General features: G+C 54.7%; 16 protein-coding genes, 6 tRNA genes and 3 rRNA genes. 3 read left to right on the top strand and 22 right to left on the bottom strand.

Annotation, left to right across the window (positions count from 1 at the left end; genetic code table 11):
* Positions 1 to 19 precede the first annotated feature (19 nt).
* The 22 genes from rpoB to aptA form a co-directional block, all read right to left on the bottom strand.
* Positions 20 to 4,093 carry a DNA-directed RNA polymerase subunit beta gene (rpoB, locus tag ACYZTX_RS05005; protein ID WP_462033201.1) on the bottom strand — a complete coding sequence of 1,358 codons (4,074 nt, stop codon included), beginning with the start codon at positions 4,091 to 4,093 and terminating at the stop codon, positions 20 to 22.
* A gap of 220 nt (positions 4,094 to 4,313) precedes the next feature.
* Complete coding sequence (rplL, locus tag ACYZTX_RS05000; RefSeq protein WP_010467258.1) at positions 4,314 to 4,679, bottom strand: 50S ribosomal protein L7/L12; 366 nt, start codon at positions 4,677 to 4,679, stop codon at positions 4,314 to 4,316.
* A gap of 80 nt (positions 4,680 to 4,759) precedes the next feature.
* The gene (rplJ, locus tag ACYZTX_RS04995; protein WP_010467255.1) at positions 4,760 to 5,260 is read right to left on the bottom strand and encodes a 50S ribosomal protein L10; all 501 of its coding nucleotides are present in this window, start codon (positions 5,258 to 5,260) and stop codon (positions 4,760 to 4,762) included.
* 198 nt (positions 5,261 to 5,458) lie between these two features.
* A complete protein-coding gene (gene rplA, locus ACYZTX_RS04990) occupies positions 5,459 to 6,154 on the bottom strand; it encodes a 50S ribosomal protein L1 (protein WP_007896626.1) in 696 nt (231 codons plus the stop codon).
* A complete protein-coding gene (gene rplK / locus ACYZTX_RS04985) occupies positions 6,154 to 6,585 on the bottom strand; it encodes a 50S ribosomal protein L11 (protein WP_003210097.1) in 432 nt (143 codons plus the stop codon). Before rplK ends, rplA begins: the two co-directional genes overlap by 1 nt.
* A 117-nt stretch (positions 6,586 to 6,702) precedes the next feature.
* Complete coding sequence (gene nusG / locus ACYZTX_RS04980; protein WP_007896622.1) at positions 6,703 to 7,236, bottom strand: transcription termination/antitermination protein NusG; 534 nt, start codon at positions 7,234 to 7,236, stop codon at positions 6,703 to 6,705.
* A 9-nt stretch (positions 7,237 to 7,245) separates the two neighbouring features.
* The gene (secE, locus tag ACYZTX_RS04975) at positions 7,246 to 7,614 is read right to left on the bottom strand and encodes a preprotein translocase subunit SecE (RefSeq protein ID WP_007896620.1); all 369 of its coding nucleotides are present in this window, start codon (positions 7,612 to 7,614) and stop codon (positions 7,246 to 7,248) included.
* 45 nt (positions 7,615 to 7,659) lie between these two features.
* A tRNA-Trp gene (locus ACYZTX_RS04970) sits at positions 7,660 to 7,735 on the bottom strand.
* 53 nt (positions 7,736 to 7,788) lie between these two features.
* On the bottom strand, positions 7,789 to 8,982 hold the full coding sequence (tuf, locus tag ACYZTX_RS04965; protein ID WP_007896619.1) for an elongation factor Tu: 1,194 nt from the start codon (positions 8,980 to 8,982) through the stop codon (positions 7,789 to 7,791).
* Positions 8,983 to 9,066: 84 nt separating this feature from the next.
* Positions 9,067 to 9,142 (bottom strand) — tRNA-Thr (locus ACYZTX_RS04960).
* Between the two features lie 26 nt (positions 9,143 to 9,168).
* Positions 9,169 to 9,242 (bottom strand) — tRNA-Gly (locus ACYZTX_RS04955).
* 24 nt (positions 9,243 to 9,266) lie between these two features.
* A tRNA-Tyr gene (locus ACYZTX_RS04950) sits at positions 9,267 to 9,351 on the bottom strand.
* Positions 9,352 to 9,493: 142 nt separating this feature from the next.
* Positions 9,494 to 9,934, bottom strand: a complete 441-nt coding sequence (locus ACYZTX_RS04945) for a hypothetical protein (protein WP_462033200.1) — start codon at positions 9,932 to 9,934, stop codon at positions 9,494 to 9,496.
* Between the two features lie 7 nt (positions 9,935 to 9,941).
* Entirely contained in the window at positions 9,942 to 10,691 is a 750-nt protein-coding gene (locus ACYZTX_RS04940; RefSeq protein WP_462033199.1) for a pantothenate kinase, read from the bottom strand.
* A complete protein-coding gene (gene birA, locus ACYZTX_RS04935; protein ID WP_462033198.1) occupies positions 10,681 to 11,640 on the bottom strand; it encodes a bifunctional biotin--[acetyl-CoA-carboxylase] ligase/biotin operon repressor BirA in 960 nt (319 codons plus the stop codon). The genes ACYZTX_RS04940 and birA overlap by 11 nt, the downstream gene beginning before the upstream one ends.
* A 135-nt stretch (positions 11,641 to 11,775) precedes the next feature.
* Positions 11,776 to 11,891, bottom strand: a 5S ribosomal RNA gene (gene rrf, locus ACYZTX_RS04930).
* Between the two features lie 155 nt (positions 11,892 to 12,046).
* Positions 12,047 to 14,938: ribosomal RNA gene (locus ACYZTX_RS04925) — 23S ribosomal RNA — on the bottom strand.
* Between the two features lie 251 nt (positions 14,939 to 15,189).
* A tRNA-Ala gene (locus tag ACYZTX_RS04920) sits at positions 15,190 to 15,265 on the bottom strand.
* Positions 15,266 to 15,295: 30 nt separating this feature from the next.
* Positions 15,296 to 15,372 (bottom strand) — tRNA-Ile (locus ACYZTX_RS04915).
* A 162-nt stretch (positions 15,373 to 15,534) separates the two neighbouring features.
* A 16S ribosomal RNA gene (locus tag ACYZTX_RS04910) occupies positions 15,535 to 17,073 on the bottom strand.
* Together the 16S, 23S and 5S rRNA genes with 2 tRNA genes alongside form the textbook arrangement of a ribosomal RNA operon.
* Before the next feature lie 626 nt (positions 17,074 to 17,699).
* Complete coding sequence (locus tag ACYZTX_RS04905) at positions 17,700 to 19,193, bottom strand: CoA-acylating methylmalonate-semialdehyde dehydrogenase (protein WP_462033197.1); 1,494 nt, start codon at positions 19,191 to 19,193, stop codon at positions 17,700 to 17,702.
* A gap of 77 nt (positions 19,194 to 19,270) precedes the next feature.
* Positions 19,271 to 20,620: an omega-aminotransferase AptA gene (aptA, locus tag ACYZTX_RS04900; RefSeq protein ID WP_462033196.1), complete on the bottom strand. Its 1,350-nt coding sequence runs from the start codon at positions 20,618 to 20,620 to the stop codon at positions 19,271 to 19,273.
* A 139-nt stretch (positions 20,621 to 20,759) separates the two neighbouring features.
* On the opposite strand from aptA, the gene ACYZTX_RS04895 reads away from it, so the two are divergent.
* From ACYZTX_RS04895 to ACYZTX_RS04885, 3 genes are all read left to right on the top strand, one after another.
* A complete protein-coding gene (locus ACYZTX_RS04895; protein WP_462033195.1) occupies positions 20,760 to 21,680 on the top strand; it encodes a LysR family transcriptional regulator in 921 nt (306 codons plus the stop codon).
* Between the two features lie 95 nt (positions 21,681 to 21,775).
* The gene (locus ACYZTX_RS04890; protein WP_462033194.1) at positions 21,776 to 22,426 is read left to right on the top strand and encodes a TetR/AcrR family transcriptional regulator; all 651 of its coding nucleotides are present in this window, start codon (positions 21,776 to 21,778) and stop codon (positions 22,424 to 22,426) included.
* Between the two features lie 7 nt (positions 22,427 to 22,433).
* Positions 22,434 to 23,015 (top strand): IMPACT family protein, encoded by a 582-nt coding sequence (locus ACYZTX_RS04885; RefSeq protein ID WP_462033193.1) that lies wholly within the window; start codon positions 22,434 to 22,436, stop codon positions 23,013 to 23,015.
* Positions 23,016 to 23,182 lie beyond the last annotated feature (167 nt).

Below are 23,182 nucleotides of genomic sequence, written 5' to 3'. Positions count from 1 at the left end.
TCTCGATTCGCGTCACGTGTTATTCGGTTTCCAGATCGATATCGATGCCGAGGGAACGAATTTCCTTGATCAACACGTTGAAAGACTCGGGCATGCCCGGCTCCATACGGTGATCGCCATCCACGATGTTTTTGTACATCTTGGTACGGCCGTTCACATCGTCCGACTTCACTGTGAGCATTTCTTGCAGAGTGTAAGCGGCACCGTATGCTTCCAGTGCCCAGACCTCCATCTCCCCGAAACGCTGACCACCGAACTGTGCCTTACCACCCAGCGGCTGCTGGGTAACCAGGCTGTACGAACCGGTAGAACGAGCGTGCATCTTGTCGTCTACCAAGTGGTTCAGCTTCAGCATGTACATGTAGCCAACAGTAACCGGGCGCTCGAACTTGTTGCCGGTACGGCCGTCAGTCAGCTGCATCTGGCCGCTTTCTGGCAGATCTGCCAGTTTCAGCATGGCCTTGATTTCGCTTTCCTTGGCGCCGTCGAACACTGGAGTGGCCATTGGAACGCCGCCACGCAGGTTCTTCGCCAGATCCAGGATTTCCTGGTCGGAGAAGCTATCCAGATCTTCGTTACGACCGCCGATCTGGTTGTAGATCTCGTCGAGGAATTTACGAAGCTCAGCGACTTTGCGCTGCTCTTCGATCATCCGGTTGATCTTCTCGCCCAAGCCTTTAGCCGCGAGGCCCAGGTGGGTTTCAAGGATCTGACCAACGTTCATACGCGAAGGTACGCCCAACGGGTTGAGGACGACGTCGACCGGGGTGCCATTGGCATCGTGCGGCATGTCTTCAACCGGCATGATCACGGAGACCACACCTTTGTTACCGTGACGACCGGCCATCTTGTCGCCCGGCTGGATGCGGCGACGGATTGCCAGGTAAACCTTGACGATTTTCAGCACGCCTGGAGCCAGGTCATCGCCCTGCTGCAGTTTGCGCTTCTTGTCTTCGAACTTGTCGTCCAGCAGACGGCGGCGATCAACGATGTAGGCCTGAGCCTTCTCGAGCTGCTCGTTCAGAGCATCTTCAGCCATGCGCAGTTTGAACCACTGACCATGCTCAAGACCGTCGAGAACTTCGTCGGTGATTTCCTGACCTTTCTTCAGACCGGCGCCACCTTCAGCTTTGCGGCCGACCAGAGCGGAACGCAGACGTTCGAAAGTGGCGCCTTCAACGATACGGAACTCTTCGTTCAGATCCTTGCGGATCTCGTCGAGTTGAGTCTTCTCGATGGACAGAGCACGAGCATCACGCTCGACGCCGTCACGGGTGAAGACCTGTACGTCGATGACAGTGCCCTTGGTACCGGTAGGTACACGCAGGGAAGTGTCTTTAACATCGCTGGCTTTTTCACCGAAGATGGCACGCAACAGCTTCTCTTCCGGAGTCAGCTGGGTCTCGCCTTTCGGAGTGACCTTACCTACCAGAATGTCGCCTGCGCCAACTTCAGCACCTACGTAAACGATACCGGCTTCGTCCAGCTTGTTCAGTGCAGCTTCACCCACGTTCGGGATGTCTGCAGTGATTTCCTCTGGCCCAAGCTTGGTGTCACGTGCCACACAGGTCAGTTCCTGAATGTGGATCGTGGTAAAGCGATCTTCTTGAACAACTCGTTCCGACAGGCAGATGGAGTCTTCGAAGTTGTAACCGTTCCAGGCCATGAACGCGATGCGCATGTTCTGACCCAGCGCCAGTTCACCCATGTCAGTGGACGGGCCGTCAGCCATGATGTCGCTACGCTGAACCCGATCACCTTTACGCACCAGCGGACGCTGGTTGATGCAGGTGTTCTGGTTGGAGCGGGTGTATTTAGTCAGGTTGTAGATGTCGACACCAGCTTCGCCGGTTTCAACTTCGTCATCAGCAACTCGAACCACGATACGGCTGGCATCAACGGAGTCGATCACGCCGCCACGACGAGCCACGACGCAAACGCCGGAGTCACGAGCTACGTTACGCTCCATGCCGGTACCGACCAGCGGCTTGTCAGCACGCAGGGTTGGTACAGCTTGACGCTGCATGTTCGAACCCATCAACGCACGGTTGGCGTCATCGTGCTCGAGGAACGGGATCAGCGACGCTGCAACCGAAACTACCTGCTTCGGAGAAACGTCCATCAAAGTGACGTCTTCCGGCGCCTTGACGGTGAACTCGTTCAAGTGACGAACAGCTACCAGCTCGTCGATCAGCATTTTCTTGTCGTTCATCGTGGCCGAAGCCTGAGCGATCACGTGATCAGCTTCTTCGATGGCGGACAGGAACACGATCTCGTCGGTGACCAAAGCATCTTTCACCACACGGTACGGGCTTTCGAGGAAGCCGTACTGGTTGGTGCGCGCATAAGCGGCCAGGGAGTTGATCAGACCGATGTTCGGACCTTCCGGCGTTTCAATCGGGCATACACGACCGTAATGAGTCGGGTGTACGTCACGAACTTCAAAGCCAGCACGCTCACGAGTCAAACCGCCAGGGCCGAGTGCAGACACACGACGCTTGTGGGTGATCTCGGACAGCGGGTTGTTCTGGTCCATGAACTGGGAAAGCTGGCTGGAACCGAAGAACTCTTTCACCGCCGCAGCCACTGGCTTGGCGTTGATCAGGTCTTGCGGCATCAGGCCTTCGCTTTCAGCCATCGACAGACGCTCTTTGACCGCACGCTCAACACGTACCAGGCCAACGCGGAACTGGTTCTCGGCCATTTCGCCTACGCAGCGAACACGACGGTTACCCAGGTGGTCGATGTCATCGACGATGCCTTTACCATTACGGATGTCGACCAGAGTCTTCAGAACCGCAACGATATCTTCTTTGCACAACACGCCCGAACCTTCGATCTCGGTACGACCGATACGACGGTTGAACTTCATCCGGCCGACCGCAGACAGGTCATAGCGCTCAGGGCTGAAGAACAGGTTGTTGAACAGAGTCTCGGCAGCATCCTTGGTTGGCGGCTCGCCTGGACGCATCATGCGATAGATCTCGACCAGCGCTTCCAATTGGTTGCTGGTGGAGTCGATCTTCAGCGTGTCGGAGACGAACGGACCGCAGTCGATATCGTTGGTGTACAGAGTTTCGATGCGAACAACCTGGGACTTGGCGATTTTCGCCAGGATCTCGGTGTTCAGCTCGGTATTGCACTCTGCCAGGATTTCGCCGGTTGCCGGGTGCACGATGACCTTGGCGGTAGTGCGACCCAGGACGTAGTCCAGAGGCACTTGCAGCTCTTTGATCCCTGCCTTTTCCAGCTGGTTGATGTGGCGAGCAGTGATACGACGACCTTGCTCGACAATAACCTTGCCTTTGTCATCCAGGATATCCAGGACAGCAATTTCACCGCGCAGGCGATGAGGCACCAGTTCCAGGTTGAGGTTTTCACCTTGCACGTGGAAGACGTTGGTGGTGTAGAACGCGTCCAGCACTTCTTCAGTGGTATAGCCGAGCGCGCGCAGCAATACCGACGCAGGCAGCTTGCGACGACGGTCGATACGCACGAACACGCAGTCTTTCGGGTCGAACTCGAAGTCCAGCCACGAACCGCGGTAAGGAATGATGCGCGCGGAGTACAGCAGTTTACCGGAGCTGTGCGTCTTGCCACGGTCGTGGTCGAAGAACACGCCCGGGGAACGGTGCAGCTGGGAAACGATTACACGCTCGGTACCGTTGATAACGAAGGTACCGTTCTCAGTCATCAGGGGGATTTCACCCATGTAGACTTCTTGCTCTTTAATGTCCTTGATCGCTTTGTTCGACGATTCTTTGTCGAAAATGATCAGGCGCACTTTTACCCGCAAAGGTACGGCGTAAGTTACACCGCGCAATACGCATTCTTTGACATCAAATGCCGGCTCGCCCAGGCGATAACCGACGTACTCCAGCGCAGCATTGCCGGAGTAGCTGATGATCGGGAAAACGGATTTGAAGGCCGCATGCAGGCCCACGTCGCGGAACTGATCTTTAGTCGCTCCCGCTTGCAAGAATTCACGATACGAATCCAGCTGGATGGCCAGGAGGTACGGCACATCCATGACGTCCGGCAACTTGCTAAAGTCCTTGCGGATACGTTTTTTCTCAGTATATGAGTAAGCCATCAGCGTTCCCCAGCTTGGTCACCTGCTTGTTTGGCCCCTCCCGACGGGAGCAGCCAGAAAATCGTGCAAACCCCATGGTTTGCGCCACCGCATCGGGTGGTTACAGCTCGTTATCAACACCGACCCAGTCGGCTGCCAATAACGGAAAAAGGCCGGTGGCAAGAGCCACCAGCCATCAGCCTTTCGCTTTACGCTCGGGCTGGAGACGCAAAGTCGATGCTTACTTCAGCTCGACTTTAGCGCCTGCTTCTTCCAGAGTGGCTTTGGCTTTGTCAGCTGCGTCTTTCGAAACAGCTTCCAGAACCATGCCAGGAGCGCCGTCAACTACAGCCTTGGCTTCTTTCAAGCCCAGACCGGTCAGTTCACGTACTGCCTTGATCACGTTAACTTTCTTCTCGCCAGCTTCCAGCAGCATGACGTTGAATTCAGTTTGTTCTTCAACAACGGCAGCGACAGCAGCTGGACCAGCGGAAGCAGCGGCAGCGGAAACGCCGAACTTCTCTTCCATGGCCTTGATCAGCTCAACGATTTCCAGAACGGATTTTTCGCCGATTGCTTCGATGATTTGGTCGTTAGTCAGAGACATGACTATAAATTCCTGTATTGGGGTGACAGCCTACGCGGCCATCGAAATAAACAATAAACGCTGAAAGGAGTCGCTCAGCCTTAGGCTGCGGCAGCTTCTTTCTGGTCGCGAAGAGCCGCCAGAGTACGAGCCAATTTGCTGGTTGCGCCTTGAATCACGCTCATCAGCTGGGAAATTGCTTCGTCACGGGTCGGCAGGCTTGCCAGTACGTCGATCTGATTAGCTGCGAGGAACTTGCCCTCGAACGCAGCTGCCTTGATCTCGAACTTGTCCTGACCTTTTGCGAACTCTTTGAAGATACGGGCAGCAGCGCCCGGATGTTCTTTGGAGAATGCAATCAAGGTCGGGCCAGTGAACACGTCGTTGAGCACGTCATATTGAGTGCCAGCAACGGCGCGCTTGAGCAGGGTGTTACGTACAACACGTACGTATACGCCAGCTTCACGAGCCTCTTTACGGAGTCCGGTCATAGCGCCTACTGTCACGCCACGGGCATCAGCCACGACAGCGGACAGAGCAACTTGGGCAGCCTTGTTGACTTCAGCGACGATGGCCTTCTTGTCTTCAAGTTTAATTGCCACGGGAAAAACTCCTGCTTGTTACCGTTTCATCCAACCGAGGCCAGATGTCGTTTTGGTGTCTGATTCGGTAAGGAACCGGGAGCACCATCTGCGTAGGCTTGAGGTTTAAGACTTGCGTCGCCTACGGTCTTGGATAGCCCCCGCCAGGCAGGGACCCCAATCTTTCAATTGGCGCAATCGCTTGCGCCAACCTGTGTCTTACGCGTCGAGCGAGCCTTGGTCGATGACCAGACCTGGACCCATGGTGGTGCTCAGGGTAACGCGCTTGACGTAAATACCTTTCGAGGAAGCTGGCTTGATACGCTTCAGATCAGCGATCAGGGCTTCAACGTTTTCCTTCAGCTTGACGGCATCAAAGCCGACTTTGCCAACGGAGGTGTGAATGATGCCGTTTTTGTCGGTGCGATAACGAACCTGACCAGCCTTGGCGTTTTTAACCGCGGTAGCTACGTCTGGAGTTACGGTGCCGACTTTAGGGTTAGGCATCAGGCCACGTGGGCCGAGAATCTGACCCAGCTGACCCACAACGCGCATTGCATCCGGGGATGCGATAACTACGTCATAGTTCAGGTCGCCGCCTTTCATTTCGGCAGCCAGATCGTCCATACCTACACGGTCAGCGCCGGCAGCCAAAGCGGCCTCAGCAGCTGGACCCTGGGTGAACACAGCAACGCGAACAGTCTTGCCAGTGCCGTGTGGCAGCACAGTAGCGCTACGAACGACCTGGTCGGATTTACGCGGATCAACACCCAGGTTTACAGCAACGTCGAACGACTCGCTGAATTTGACAGTCGACAGCTCAGCCAGCAGAGCAGCAGCGTCTACAAAGTTGTAGGACTTGCCTGCTTCGATTTTGCCGGCGATAGCCTTTTGACGCTTGGTCAACTTAGCCATTACACACCCTCCACGTTAAGGCCCATGCTACGAGCAGAACCGGCGATAGTACGCACGGCTGCGTCCATATCAGCTGCAGTCAGATCCGCGTTTTTGGTTTTCGCGATTTCTTCCAGCTGAGCACGGGTCACGGTGCCAACCTTAACGGTGTTCGGACGAGCGGAACCGCTAGTCAGACCAGCAGCCTTCTTCAGCAGAACCGAAGCAGGGGTAGACTTGGTTTCGAAAGTGAAGCTACGGTCGCTATAGACAGTGATGATCACTGGAGTCGGCAGACCTGGCTCAATACCCTGAGTACGGGCGTTGAAAGCCTTGCAGAATTCCATGATGTTCACGCCGTGCTGACCCAGTGCAGGACCAACAGGTGGGCTTGGGTTAGCCTGAGCGGCTTTCACTTGCAGCTTGATGTAAGCGGTAATCTTCTTGGCCATGAGGCACTCCAATTACGGGTTCGAACGCCTCGAAAGGCTCCCCGGTTACTTGCGCGTTTATCCCAGTGACGACAAAACCCCACAGCCTAGGCCTGCGGGGTTGGGATGCTTGCTCAGCTAGACCTTTTCGACCTGACTGAACTCTAACTCTACCGGAGTAGAGCGACCGAAAATGAGCACCGCCACTTGGATCCGGCTCTTTTCGTAGTTAACCTCTTCGACCGTGCCAGTAAAGTCGGCAAACGGTCCGTCGTTGACACGTACCGACTCACCTGGCTCGAACAACGTCTTCGGCTTCGGCTTGTCGCTACCATCAGCAACGCGACGCAGAATCGCTTCTGCCTCTTTATCTGTGATTGGCGCAGGCTTATCAGCGGTACCGCCAATGAAACCCATCACCCGAGGTGTATCCTTGACCAAGTGCCAAGTACCCTCATTCATATCCATCTGAACCAGCACATAACCTGGGAAGAACTTGCGTTCGCTTTTGCGCTTCTGGCCATTACGCATTTCAACCACTTCTTCAGTGGGAACCAGAATTTCGCCGAAGCCATCTTCCATGCCAGCCAGCTTTACGCGCTCTACTAACGAGCGCATGACATGCTTCTCGTAACCGGAGTAAGCATGCACAACGTACCAACGCTTAGCCACGGGACACCCTTAGCCGACAATCAAGGAAACAAGCCAGCCGAGCAGGGAATCAAGCCCCCACAACAGCAACGCCATAACCAGAACAACAGCCACAACAATCAACGTGGTCTGCGTGGTTTCTTGGCGAGTTGGCCATACGACTTTACGAATCTCGGTGCGAGCTTCCTTAACCAGTACGAAGAAAGACTTGCCCTTGACTGTCTGCAGGCCTACAAAGGCAGCTACAGCAGCAATGACAAGCAAAGCAAGTACGCGGTACAGGATCGGCGAAGCAGAGTAATACTGATTGCCAACAACGCCAACAACCACCAAAGCGACTACTACTAGCCACTTGAGCAGATCGAAGCGAGAGCCTTGAGCTTCAGCTTTAGGAGTCATCTATGGAGATCCTGTGAAAAGAAAGCCAAACCCACCAAGTGAATCTGGCAGGTCAGGAGGGAATCGAACCCCCAACCTACGGTTTTGGAGACCGTCGCTCTGCCAATTGAGCTACTGACCTAAAACAAAATCAGGCCGACCATTATGCCGGCCTGAAAAAGACATTACAACAACTTACTCGATGACTTTTGCCACGACACCCGCGCCGACGGTACGACCGCCCTCACGAATAGCGAAACGCAGACCATCTTCCATCGCGATGGTTTTGATCAGGGTAACGGTCATCTGAACGTTATCACCCGGCATAACCATCTCAACACCCTCTGGCAGCTCGCAGTTACCAGTCACATCAGTCGTACGGAAGTAGAACTGTGGACGGTATCCCTTGAAGAATGGCGTATGACGACCACCTTCTTCCTTGCTCAGAACATAAACTTCGGCAGTGAACTTGGTATGCGGCTTGACGGTGCCCGGCTTGACCAGCACTTGGCCACGCTCAACATCATCACGCTTAGTACCGCGCAGCAATACGCCGCAGTTCTCACCCGCACGACCTTCGTCGAGCAGCTTGCGAAACATCTCAACACCAGTACAAGTCGTTTTGACCGTGTCACGAAGACCTACGATCTCGACTTCTTCCTGAATGCGAACAATGCCACGCTCAACACGTCCAGTCACAACTGTACCGCGACCAGAGATCGAGAATACGTCCTCGATCGGCATCAGGAACGGCTTATCAATAGCGCGCTCAGGCTGCGGAATGTAACTATCCAGAGTCTCGACCAACTTCTTGACGGCAGTGGTACCCATCTCGTTATCGTCTTGACCGTTCAGCGCCATCAGCGCAGAACCGATGATGATCGGGGTGTCATCACCTGGGAAATCGTAAGTGCTCAGCAGGTCGCGCACTTCCATCTCAACCAGCTCCAGCAACTCAGCATCGTCAACCATGTCAGCCTTGTTCAGGAAGACAACGATGTACGGAACGCCGACCTGACGGGACAACAGGATGTGCTCACGGGTCTGCGGCATCGGACCATCAGCGGCCGAGCAAACCAGAATCGCACCATCCATCTGCGCAGCACCGGTAATCATGTTTTTTACGTAGTCGGCGTGACCAGGGCAGTCAACGTGTGCGTAGTGACGCACGGCCGAATCGTATTCAACGTGAGCGGTATTGATGGTAATACCACGAGCTTTTTCTTCAGGGGCGCTATCGATCTTGTCGAAGTCGACCTTTGCCGAACCGAAAACTTCGGAGCAGACACGGGTCAAGGCAGCAGTCAAAGTGGTTTTACCGTGATCGACGTGACCAATGGTACCAACGTTGACGTGCGGCTTATTACGCTCGAACTTTTCCTTAGCCATCGAAATCACCCCTAGCAGAAGAATTAAGCAGGCCAAACAAGCCATTAAAACAAAGGCAGATATTTTCATATCTGCCTTGTTATATGGAGCTCTTGAGCGGATTTGAACCGCTGACCTCACCCTTACCAAGGGTGTGCTCTACCAACTGAGCTACAAGAGCGTAACACTTTGCAGGATCTGCAAACTTGGAGCGGGTAGCGGGAATCGAACCCGCATCATCAGCTTGGAAGGCTGAGGTTCTACCACTAAACTATACCCGCGGAGCTTGCAGCTCTCGCTAAAAATGGTGGAGGGGGAAGGATTCGAACCTTCGAAGTCGTAGACGTCAGATTTACAGTCTGATCCCTTTGGCCGCTCGGGAACCCCTCCTAAGCGAGCCGGCATTCTATATCATGCCAGCCTTCTGTCAAGCATTTTCTCATTAAAAACCTGAGGTTAGCTGCGTTGACGTCGCTCCACACCGTTTACCGTTAAAGGTCTTCACTGCGAAGCGGGCGCCATTCTATGCAAACTATTCGGCGGGTGCAACCCCCTCGCACGGCATTATTTTATGTTTTAACTCATTGAATTCTCTAGAAAGGTTTTTGAGCTGCGAGTCATCCAACCAACGTCGGCTTTCTGGTGCCACTCGCACCCAGTAACCAGAGGAATCGGCAGGAGCCTTCAGCAAGGACTCGAACTTGATTTCCATACCGCTCAATCGCCGTTCGACCGCCTGAACTGCTTCCTGACGAGCAAAACCGCCCAGATAGAGGCAACCATCGGCTGCCTGGGCCGACTTTCCTTTATCACGAGCCGCCTCAGTCATCTCACTCAACAAACGAATATCCTGCTGCGAACCCCGATACAAACTCAAAGGGGTCACATCCTTTGCACGCAGAGGGGCCTCTTGTTGGTGCCAGATGTAATAGAACACATTGAGAACAAGCAGCAGCAGAAACAACCAACGCATAAAAACCTCAGGACAAGGGGCATGCCATAGCCAAGCCTACAAACACCAGATCGGGAACCACCCTGGCCTCAGGCACGACCTCGGAAACCAGATCTGCATCTCCTCCAGTGAGGAACACAGCAAAATCATCCCCCCAATAGCTACGCGCCAACTCTAGCTGCGTCAGGACAAAGCCTCTCAGCATCAACGAGCATCCTCTCTCGACTGCTTCGACAGTTGTACGACCAGGAATGAGACTTTCCAAGGCGCGCTCGGCTGCTAGATCACCATAACGAATTCTACGGGTATGGGTACGCAACTGGTTTCGCATCAGCGGCATGCCCGGGCATATAAATCCTCCGAGATGCTCGCCATCGCCGGCAATGAAGTCCGCAGTAACAGCCGTACCAAAATCAAGCACAAGGCACGCGCCCGAGGCCAGATGAAACCCCCCAAGCATCGCCAGCCAACGGTCGAGCCCTAACCGCTCGAACTCCTCATAGCCATTACGAACCCCGGACATTTCGCGGGACGGCGCAGCACACACCACCGACACACCAAAAACTTCTGTCAGCAGAGAAATCAATGCAGCGGTTTCTTCGGTGGTCCTGACACTGACCAACCGACAAAACTTGAGAGCAAGCCCCTTGAGAGCTTTCAAGCTATCCAGCAAGGCGAGATCCGAATCCACGACACCCTCACCCACCAGCCGCCGAACATCCGCATCGAGCACACGCCACTTAATGAAGCTGTTTCCGCAGTCGAGCTCAAGAATCATCACGCAACCTCAGGCTGAGCTCACCACCACTAAAGACTTTTTCCACACCACCCACCTTCAAGCGCAGAGCACCCTGACTATCAATACCCAGCACTTCGCCATCTATTTGGTTAACACCGGCAATCAACGACACAGCCCGCCCCTGCCAGAGATGATTTTGCTCCCACTCTGCCTGGACAGCTGAAAACCCATCGACTTGATGACGACACAGGTACTCCTGGAGCATCGCGCCCAACTCTGCGACCAAGTGATTTCGGTCAAACACCTTACCCGACTCGAGCCGCATAGACGTCCACTGCTGATCTACCTCATCGGTAATCTGCATGTTCACATTAATTCCCACACCCAGCACAACGTGACACACATCGGCAGGATCCCCCACCAGCTCGAGCAATATCCCGGCAATCTTTTTCTGACCGACCAGGACGTCGTTTGGCCACTTCAATCCAGCCCCCGAAACACCAAGCTTTCGCAGGGCCTGCATGACGGCGAGCCCAACAACAAGACTCAAGCCTTCTAGCTGACGCATTCCACCTTCAATACGCAGCACGAGGCTGTAATAGATGTTTTCCGCAAATGGGCTCGCCCACTTTCGCCCTCGCCGCCCGCGACCTGCTGTTTGCCGTTCAGCAAGCACCAGAAATGGTGCAGCCTGACCTCGCTCTATGGCACGCAGAGCCTCGGCATTGGTGGAGTCGATTGAATCGAAAACCAGGATGGGCCAATCACAAGAAGGTGCCTGCCCTCTTATCTCGACAGGATCAAGTAGCGTCAACGGCGCAGCCAGTTGATAGCCGCGACCCCGCACCTTATGGATGGATAGCCCCAGATCAGCCTCTAAATGCTGAAGCTGCTTCCAAACGGCACTACGACTGACACCCAAGGCAACGCCCAGAGCCTGACCCGAATGGAATCGGCCATCTTTAAGAAGCTTTAACAACGTCAGCATGCAAGTCTCGCCTCACAATGAGGCCCGCATGATAGCCATGCTCCGAGCCATTGCATAGAAACTCGGCAGGTCAACTTTCCTGCGGACAAAACAAAACCCCTACCTGCATACGCAGATAGGGGTTTCGGAATTTAATCTTGACGATGACCTACTCTCACATGGGGAAACCCCACACTACCATCGGCGATGCATCGTTTCACTGCTGAGTTCGGGATGGGATCAGGTGGTTCCAATGCTCTATGGTCGTCAAGAAATTCGGTAGCCAGGTCGTGGGCCTTTTCAGGTTCACGCTCCAGCGAATGGGTAGGCGATAGATTTGTGTGTTGCCTTGCGAATTTTCGACTGGTGTCGTCTTCACACACCGCAATCTGGCCTCTTTCGAGTTCACAAATTGCTTGGGTGTTATATGGTCAAGCCTCACGGGCAATTAGTATTGGTTAGCTCAACGCCTCACAGCGCTTACACACCCAACCTATCAACGTCGTAGTCTTCGACGGCCCTTCAGGGGACTCAAGGTCCCAGTGAGATCTCATCTTGAGGCTAGTTTCCCGCTTAGATGCTTTCAGCGGTTATCTATTCCGAACATAGCTACCCGGCAATGCCACTGGCGTGACAACCGGAACACCAGAGGTTCGTCCACTCCGGTCCTCTCGTACTAGGAGCAGCCCCTCTCAAATCTCAAACGTCCACGGCAGATAGGGACCGAACTGTCTCACGACGTTCTAAACCCAGCTCGCGTACCACTTTAAATGGCGAACAGCCATACCCTTGGGACCGGCTTCAGCCCCAGGATGTGATGAGCCGACATCGAGGTGCCAAACACCGCCGTCGATATGAACTCTTGGGCGGTATCAGCCTGTTATCCCCGGAGTACCTTTTATCCGTTGAGCGATGGCCCTTCCATACAGAACCACCGGATCACTAAGACCTACTTTCGTACCTGCTCGACGTGTCTGTCTCGCAGTCAAGCGCGCTTTTGCCTTTATACTCTACGACCGATTTCCGACCGGTCTGAGCGCACCTTCGTACTCCTCCGTTACTCTTTAGGAGGAGACCGCCCCAGTCAAACTACCCACCATACACTGTCCTCGATCCGGATAACGGACCTGAGTTAGAACCTCAAAGTTGCCAGGGTGGTATTTCAAGGTTGGCTCCACGCGAACTGGCGTCCACGCTTCAAAGCCTCCCACCTATCCTACACAAGCAAATTCAAAGTCCAGTGCAAAGCTATAGTAAAGGTTCACGGGGTCTTTCCGTCTAGCCGCGGATACACTGCATCTTCACAGCGATTTCAATTTCACTGAGTCTCGGGTGGAGACAGCGCCGCCATCGTTACGCCATTCGTGCAGGTCGGAACTTACCCGACAAGGAATTTCGCTACCTTAGGACCGTTATAGTTACGGCCGCCGTTTACCGGGGCTTCGATCAAGAGCTTCGCGTTAGCTAACCCCATCAATTAACCTTCCGGCACCGGGCAGGCGTCACACCCTATACGTCCACTTTCGTGTTTGCAGAGTGCTGTGTTTTTAATAAACAGTCGCAGCGGCCTGGTATCTTCGACCGGCATGGGCTTACGCAGTAAATGCTTCACCCTCACCGGCGCACCTTCTCCCGAAGTTACGGTGCCATTTTGCCTAGTTCCTTCACCCGAGTTCTCTCAAGCGCCTTGGTATTCTCTACCCAACCACCTGTGTCGGTTTGGGGTACGGTTCCTGGTTACCTGAAGCTTAGAAGCTTTTCTTGGAAGCATGGCATCAACCACTTCGTCACCCAAAGGGTAACTCGTCATCAGCTCTCGGCCTTAGAATCCCGGATTTACCTAAGATTCCAGCCTACCACCTTAAACTTGGACAACCAACGCCAAGCTGGCCTAGCCTTCTCCGTCCCTCCATCGCAATAACCAGAAGTACAGGAATATTAACCTGTTTTCCATCGACTACGCTTTTCAGCCTCGCCTTAGGGACCGACTAACCCTGCGTCGATTAACGTTGCGCAGGAAACCTTGGTCTTTCGGCGTGGGTGTTTTTCACACCCATTGTCGTTACTCATGTCAGCATTCGCACTTCTGATACCTCCAGCAAGCTTCTCAACTCACCTTCACAGGCTTACAGAACGCTCCTCTACCGCATCACCTAAGTGATACCCGTAGCTTCGGTGTATGGTTTGAGCCCCGTTACATCTTCCGCGCAGGCCGACTCGACTAGTGAGCTATTACGCTTTCTTTAAAGGGTGGCTGCTTCTAAGCCAACCTCCTAGCTGTCTAAGCCTTCCCACATCGTTTCCCACTTAACCATAACTTTGGGACCTTAGCTGACGGTCTGGGTTGTTTCCCTTTTCACGACGGACGTTAGCACCCGCCGTGTGTCTCCCATGCTCGGCACTTGTAGGTATTCGGAGTTTGCATCGGTTTGGTAAGTCGGGATGACCCCCTAGCCGAAACAGTGCTCTACCCCCTACAGTGATACATGAGGCGCTACCTAAATAGCTTTCGAGGAGAACCAGCTATCTCCGAGCTTGATTAGCCTTTCACTCCGATCCACAGGTCATCCGCTAACTTTTCAACGGTAGTCGGTTCGGTCCTCCAGTTAGTGTTACCCAACCTTCAACCTGCCCATGGATAGATCGCCCGGTTTCGGGTCTATTCCCAGCGACTAGACGCCCTATTAAGACTCGCTTTCGCTACGCCTCCCCTATTCGGTTAAGCTCGCCACTGAAAATAAGTCGCTGACCCATTATACAAAAGGTACGCAGTCACCCAACAAAGTGGGCTCCCACTGCTTGTACGCATACGGTTTCAGGATCTATTTCACTCCCCTCTCCGGGGTTCTTTTCGCCTTTCCCTCACGGTACTAGTTCACTATCGGTCAGTCAGTAGTATTTAGCCTTGGAGGATGGTCCCCCCATATTCAGACAAAGTTTCTCGTGCTCCGTCCTACTCGATTTCATGACTAAGAGATTTTCGCGTACAGGGCTATCACCCACTATGGCCGTACTTTCCAGAACGTTCCGCTAATCTCAAAGCCACTTAAGGGCTAGTCCCCGTTCGCTCGCCACTACTAAGGGAATCTCGGTTGATTTCTTTTCCTCAGGGTACTTAGATGTTTCAGTTCCCCTGGTTCGCCTCTTAAGCCTATGTATTCAGCTTAAGATAACCATCTTATGATGGCTGGGTTCCCCCATTCAGACATCTCCGGATCAAAGTCTGTTTGCCGACTCCCCGAAGCTTTTCGCAGGCTACCACGTCTTTCATCGCCTCTGACTGCCAAGGCATCCACCGTATGCGCTTCTTCACTTGACCATATAACCCCAAGCAATCTGGTTATACTGTGAAGACGACATTCGCCGAAAATTCGCATTCTTACTCATTAAGAGCAACTCACAAATTTTACCTTAGCCTGATCCGTTACCAGTGAAAGTAACGTCCAGTCTATCTTTCTATCACATACCCAAATTTTTAAAGAACGATCTAGCCAAAGACTAGAAATCAACATTCACCATCATCACGATGGAATGCTCATTTCTAAGCTTTCAACAAACAGAAGCAGTTAGTGGTGGAGCCAAACGGGATCGAACCGTTGACCTCCTGCGTGCAAGGCAGGCGCTCTCCCAGCTGAGCTATGGCCCCGTATTTCTACAGGCGTTTCCCACACAAAATTGGTGGGTCTGGGCAGATTCGAACTGCCGACCTCACCCTTATCAGGGGTGCGCTCTAACCAACTGAGCTACAGACCCAATTTCGAGCTATAAGGCCGACCTCACCCTGCTCTCTACCACAAAGCATGGGGTGCGCTCTAACCAACCAAGCTACAACCCGTCAGGGCTGCTTCTTTATCGTCTTCTTCAATGAATCAAGCAATTCGTGTGGGAGCTTATGGAGCAGCTGATGTCGTCGATTAAGGAGGTGATCCAGCCGCAGGTTCCCCTACGGCTACCTTGTTACGACTTCACCCCAGTCATGAATCACACCGTGGTAACCGTCCTCCCGAAGGTTAGACTAGCTACTTCTGGTGCAACCCACTCCCATGGTGTGACGGGCGGTGTGTACAAGGCCCGGGAACGTATTCACCGCGACATTCTGATTCGCGATTACTAGCGATTCCGACTTCACGCAGTCGAGTTGCAGACTGCGATCCGGACTACGATCGGTTTTCTGGGATTAGCTCCACCTCGCGGCTTGGCAACCCTCTGTACCGACCATTGTAGCACGTGTGTAGCCCAGGCCGTAAGGGCCATGATGACTTGACGTCATCCCCACCTTCCTCCGGTTTGTCACCGGCAGTCTCCTTAGAGTGCCCACCATGACGTGCTGGTAACTAAGGACAAGGGTTGCGCTCGTTACGGGACTTAACCCAACATCTCACGACACGAGCTGACGACAGCCATGCAGCACCTGTCTCAATGTTCCCGAAGGCACCAATCCATCTCTGGAAAGTTCATTGGATGTCAAGGCCTGGTAAGGTTCTTCGCGTTGCTTCGAATTAAACCACATGCTCCACCGCTTGTGCGGGCCCCCGTCAATTCATTTGAGTTTTAACCTTGCGGCCGTACTCCCCAGGCGGTCAACTTAATGCGTTAGCTGCGCCACTAAGAGCTCAAGGCTCCCAACGGCTAGTTGACATCGTTTACGGCGTGGACTACCAGGGTATCTAATCCTGTTTGCTCCCCACGCTTTCGCACCTCAGTGTCAGTATCAGTCCAGGTGGTCGCCTTCGCCACTGGTGTTCCTTCCTATATCTACGCATTTCACCGCTACACAGGAAATTCCACCACCCTCTACCATACTCTAGCTCGACAGTTTTGAATGCAGTTCCCAGGTTGAGCCCGGGGATTTCACATCCAACTTAACGAACCACCTACGCGCGCTTTACGCCCAGTAATTCCGATTAACGCTTGCACCCTCTGTATTACCGCGGCTGCTGGCACAGAGTTAGCCGGTGCTTATTCTGTCGGTAACGTCAAAACAGCAAAGTATTAATTTACTGCCCTTCCTCCCAACTTAAAGTGCTTTACAATCCGAAGACCTTCTTCACACACGCGGCATGGCTGGATCAGGCTTTCGCCCATTGTCCAATATTCCCCACTGCTGCCTCCCGTAGGAGTCTGGACCGTGTCTCAGTTCCAGTGTGACTGATCATCCTCTCAGACCAGTTACGGATCGTCGCCTTGGTGAGCCATTACCTCACCAACTAGCTAATCCGACCTAGGCTCATCTGATAGCGCAAGGCCCGAAGGTCCCCTGCTTTCTCCCGTAGGACGTATGCGGTATTAGCGTCCGTTTCCGAGCGTTATCCCCCACTACCAGGCAGATTCCTAGGCATTACTCACCCGTCCGCCGCTCGCCACCAGGTACAAGTACCCGTGCTGCCGCTCGACTTGCATGTGTTAGGCCTGCCGCCAGCGTTCAATCTGAGCCATGATCAAACTCTTCAGTTCAAACATCTTTGGGTTTTTAAGAAACCCTAAACTTGGCTCAGCAATCGTTGGTTACATCTTTGATTTCTCGCGGAGTAACTTGTGATGCTGATAATCTTGTTGACTATCAGTCTGACTCCACAAGCACCCACACGAATTGCTTGATTCAGTTGTTAAAGAGCGGTTGGTTAAGATCTTTCGTCTCAACCGAGGCGCGCATTCTACAGCAGCCTCTGTTGCTGTCAAGCGATTATTTTCAGAAGTTTTCAAAGTTTCCTTTGTAACTTCAACCACTTGCGCTTCCGATCTCTCGTTAGCGGGAGGCGAATTCTACAGCGTTACTCGCTGCTGTCAACACCTCTTTTACACCGCTTTCGACCGAGAAGATCGAACCGTTAAAAGAGCCACACAACCCCGCTCTCTCAACTCCTTCTGGGCTTCGATGACCTGAAGCAACCCGCTGCCGAAAACTGCGTAACTCATTGTTTACCAAGGAGTTTTCCGTTTCGACTGCGCCGGAAGTGGGGCGAATTATAGACTTCCAGAATCTGCCGTCAACACCTATTTTCACAATTCTGTCATATAGGTCAAAAAAGCCCCTGAAACGCAAAGGCCGGCCCCAAGGGGCCGGCCTTCTTCCCTTCTACTTACAAACTAGGGAATGCGAATTGCGATGCCTCATGGCTCGCCCGTTGTGGCCAGCGCTGGGTAATGGCCTTGCGACGTGTGTAGAAACGCACACCATCCGGGCCATAAGCATGCAGGTCGCCGAACAGCGAGCGCTTCCAGCCACCAAAGCTGTGATAAGCCACCGGGACCGGCAGCGGTACGTTCACGCCGACCATGCCGACTTCGATCTCGTCGCAGAACAACCGCGCCGCTTCCCCATCACGGGTAAAGATGCAGGTGCCGTTGCCATATTCGTGATCGTTGATCAGCTGCATTGCTTCTTCCAGGCTGTTGACCCGAACGACGCACAACACCGGACCAAAGATCTCTTCTTTATAGATGCGCATCTCTGGTGTGACGTTGTCGAACAGGCAGCCACCGAGGAAGAACCCTTCCTCATGACCGGGCACGCTCAGACCACGACCATCCACCACCAAGGTCGCACCAGAAGAAACGCCGTCTTCTATATAGCCACTGACTTTGTCGCGAGCCTGGCCGGAAACCAGCGGCCCCATGTCCAGACCACAGGTCGTACCGGCACCGATTTTCAGTGCTTTGACCTGCGGCACCAGTTTGGCCACCAACGCATCCGCCACCTGATCACCGACGCAAACGGCCACCGAAATCGCCATGCAACGCTCACCGCAAGAACCGTAGGCCGCGCCCATCAGTGCGCTGACCGCGTTATCCAGATCCGCATCCAGCATCAGCACCGCATGGTTCTTCGCGCCACCCAGTGCCTGAACGCGCTTGCCGCGCTTAGTGCCTTCGGCGTAGATGTATTCGGCAATCGGCGTCGAACCCACAAAGCTCAACGCTTTGACTTCCGGCGCTTCGATCAGCGCATCCACCGCAACCTTGTCGCCGTGCACTACGCTCAGCACGCCTTTTGGCAGACCGGCTTCCACCAGCAATTGAGCAATCAACAGCGTAGAACTTGGGTCACGTTCGGACGGTTTGAGGATGAAGCAGTTGCCGCAGACGATCGCCAGCGGATACATCCACAGCGGCACCATGGCCGGGAAGTTGAACGGGGTAATACCGGCCACCACGCCCAACGGCTGGAAGTCCGACCAGGCATCAATGTTCGGACCCACGTTACGGCTGTATTCGCCCTTGAGAATTTCCGGCGCTGCGCAAGCGAACTCAACGTTCTCGATACCGCGCTTCAATTCACCCGCCGCATCTTCCAGCGTCTTGCCGTGTTCTTCGCTGATCAGTTGAGCGATACGCCCTTCGTTCTGTTCCAGCAGTTGCTTGAAGCGGAACATCACCTGCGCACGCTTGGCCGGCGGCGTGTTACGCCAGGCAGGGAAGGCAGCCTTGGCCGAGTCGATAGCTTTCTGAATAGTTTCGCGGCTGGCCAATGGCAGCTTATGGATTGCCTGGCCGGTAGACGGGTTGAACACGTCAGCCGTGCGACCGTCTTCGGTCACCAGTTCGCCATTGATCAAATGCGGGATAAGGCTCATGCGGGGCTCCTGAAAAGTTGTCCACAGGCGCCCATCAAAGGGCGCCCGTCTTTATATAGAGAGAATAGAAGGGAAAATCAGTCGATCTTGTTCAGCACTTCGCCGACCGCGTCGAACAGACGATCAAGGTCTTGCGGCTTGCTGTTGAAGGTTGGGCCAAACTGCAGGGTGTCGCCGCCGAAGCGTACGTAGAATCCGGCTTTCCACAGCGCCATGCCGGCTTCGAACGGACGCACGATGGCGTCGCCGTCACGAGGTGCGATCTGGATTGCACCGGCCAAACCGTAGTTGCGGATGTCGATAATGTTTTTCGAGCCCTTCAGACCGTGCAGCGCATTTTCGAAATACGGTGCGACTTCAGCCACGCTCTGTACCAGGTTTTCCTTTTGCAGCAGGTCGAGTGCTGCCAGGCCAGCGGCACACGCCACCGGGTGCGCGGAATAGGTGTAGCCGTGCGGGAATTCCACCGCGTACTCAGGCGTCGCCTGGTTCATGAAGGTCTGGTAGATCTCGGAGCTGGCAATCACCGCGCCCATCGGAATCGCGCCGTTAGTAACTTGCTTGGCGATGCACATCAAGTCCGGGGTCACGCCGAAGCTGTCGGCGCCGAACATTGAACCGGTACGGCCGAAACCGGTGATCACTTCGTCGAACACCAGCAGGATGTTGTGCTGATCGCAGATCTCGCGCAGACGCTTGAGGTAACCCTGTGGCGGAACCAGGACGCCAGCGGAACCGGCCATTGGCTCGACGAACACGGCAGCGATGTTCGAAGCGTCATGCAGCTCGATCAGTTTGAGCAGTTCATCGGCCAGGGCGATACCGCCCTCTTTCGGCATGCCACGGGAATAGGCGTTGCTCGCCAGCAAGGTGTGCGGCAGGTGATCGACGTCCATCATCGCCTGACCGAACATTTTGCGGTTGCCGTTCACGCCACCAAGGCTGGTGCCGGCGATGTTCACGCCGTGATAACCACGGGCACGGCCGATCATTTTGGTCTTGGTGGCCTGGCCTTTCAGACGCCAGTAAGCACGAACCATCTTCACCGCCGTGTCAGCGCACTCGGAACCCGAGTCAGTGAAGAACACGTGATTCAGGTTGCCCGGGGTCAGGTCGGTGATTTTCTCAGCCAGCTGGAACGACAGCGGATGGCCGTACTGGAAGCCTGGCGAGTAATCGAGAGTGCCCAATTGCTTGGCGACCGCTTCCTGAATTTCCTTGCGGGTATGCCCGGCGCCGCAGGTCCACAGACCGGACAGCGAGTCATACACTTTGCGGCCCTTGTCATCGATCAGCCAGCTGCCTTCAGCCGCCACGATCAGACGCGGATCGCGCTGGAAATTACGGTTGGCGGTGTAGGGCATCCAGTGAGCATCGAGTTTGAGCTGGCTGGCCAGGGAATTCGGGGCGTTTTCAGGCAAGTTCATGGGCAAAACCTCGCAGGGCAATAAGCGGCGTGGAGATGAAAAGCGTTCTTGCAGCTAAATTGCCACGGGGATAAAGTCGGTGAAATCCAACTTTTCTAACGTTCAGTCAGACCATCACTAAACTTTGAGTAATTAGAGCATGAGCACACGCCGCCCCGATCCACTGGCGCAGGTCAGTGACTTTGATATCCGCTTATTACGGATCTTCCGCAGCGTCGTGGAATGCGGTGGCTTCTCCGCGGCGGAATCGGTGCTGGGAATAGGCCGCTCAGCCATCAGCCAGCAAATGAGCGATCTGGAACAGCGCCTCGGTCTGCGTTTATGCCAACGCGGTCGCGCCGGGTTTTCCCTGACCGAAGAAGGTCGCGAGGTGTACCAATCGGCGTTGCAGCTATTGAGTGCGCTGGAAAGTTTTCGCACCGAGGTCAACGGCCTGCACCAACACTTGCGCGGCGAATTGACCATCGGCCTGACCGACAACCTGGTCACCCTGCCCCACATGCGCATCACGCACGCCTTGGCGCAATTGAAGGAACGCGGTCCGGACGTGCAGATTCAGATTCGCATGATCGCGCCCAATGAAGTCGAACAAGGCGTGCTCGACGGTCGATTGCATGTCGGCGTGGTGCCGCAGGCCAGCGCGCTGTCGGGGCTGGAATATCAGCCGCTCTATAGCGAACGCTCGCTCCTGTATTGCGCGGTCGGTCATCCGTTGTTTTATGTCGACGACAAACAACTGGATGACGAGCGCCTCAATAGCCAGGACGCCATCGCGCCGACCTTCCGTTTGCCAGCGGAAATCCAGGCCCATTACCAGGCGCTCAATTGCACCGCCAGTGCCTCGGATCGTGAAGGCATGGCGTTTCTGATCCTGACCGGGCGTTACATCGGTTACCTGCCGGACCACTACGCCAGCCTCTGGGTGCAGCAAGGCCGATTGCGTGCGCTGAAACCAAAAGTGCGGTTCTATGACCTGAGCCTCGCATCGGTCACTCGCAAGGGCCGCCGCCCGCATTTGGTGCTGGAAAGCTTTTTGGAGAGCCTGGCGGCGACGCGCTAGAAAGTCCTGGGCTTTTATCGAGTCAGGACTTGTCTGATGCCTGTGGGTACGCTATCAACGCACTGTTGCACCCACCCACTTGTTCGGAAGTGCTTATGACCTTTGAAGTCCCCGCTCACGGCGGTATACCTGCCAGCCGCATTCGTCAGAAGAACGAAGAGACCATCATCAAAGCCGCCGAAGACGAATTCGCCCGTCACGGGTTCAAAGGCACCAGCATGAACACCATCGCCCTGAATGCCGGGTTGCCCAAGGCGAATCTGCATTACTACTTCACCAACAAACTCGGTTTGTACGTGGCGGTGTTGAGCAACATCCTCCAGTTGTGGGACAGCACCTTCAACACCCTGACCGCTGAAGATGATCCGGGCGAAGCGCTGACGCGTTATATCCGCGCCAAGATGGAATTCTCCCGTCGTCAGCCGCAAGCCTCGCGAATCTTCGCCATGGAAGTCATCAGCGGTGGCGAGTGCCTGACCGAGTATTTCAATCAGGACTATCGCGCCTGGTTCCAGGGTCGGGCCGCCGTGTTCCAGGCGTGGATCGATGCCGGCAAGATGGACCCGGTAGACCCGGTGAACCTGATCTTCCTGTTGTGGGGCAGCACTCAGCATTACGCCGATTTCGCCACACAGATTTGCCGTGTCAGCGGGCGCACCAAGCTGACCAAGCAAGACATGGAAGACGCCGGCAACAACCTGATCCGCATCATTCTCAAGGGCTGCGGCCTGACGCCAACGATCTAAGACACTTATGCCTTTTACCCTCAACGGTTTTTGCGAGTACCGCGAAGAGATTCGCAAAAGCCGCTTCATCACCTTCGCCGCGCCGATTGCCAGCCCCGCTGAAGCCCAGGCGTTCATCGAACAGCACAGCGATTTGAATGCCTCGCACAATTGCTGGGCCTGGAAGCTTGGCGACCACTACCGCAGCACTGACGATGGCGAGCCTGGCGGCACCGCTGGCCGGCCGATTCTGGCGGCAATCGAAGCGCAGGATTGCGATCAGGTCGCCGTGCTGGTGATTCGTTGGTATGGCGGCATTCAACTCGGCACCGGAGGCCTCGCCCGGGCGTATGGCGGCGGTGCCAACAAGTGCCTGCAAGCCGCGGCGAAGGTTGAGTTGATCAGTCGAGTGCCGGTGAGCTGCGCCTGTGCTTTTGGTGAGTTGCCGCTGGTGAAGCTTCGGGTGGCGGAACTGGGTGGATTGGTTGTGGAAGAAACGTTCACGGCCAACGGCGTAGAACTGCAATTAGCCATCGGCAAAAACCAGATCGATACCCTGCAAACGCAGCTGGCGGATTTAAGCCGCGGGCGCATTCTGTTGCAGCATTAATCGCACCAACAACGTCCACAGCCCTTTCGTCGAACCGGTGCATTTGCCCACATCTACTGTGCACCCGGCTGTGGATAACCTGAGCACATCCGGCTGTAGCCCTTCTGTCATGCGGCTTTGCGGGCTTTGCTCACTTTTCGTCCAATTCGCCATCAAAAAAGCTAAAT

This window comes from Pseudomonas sp. MDT1-17 (assembly GCF_054898105.1).
The sequence above is the reverse complement of the archived record's forward strand: the minus strand, read 5'-3'. Positions and strand labels throughout refer to the sequence as shown.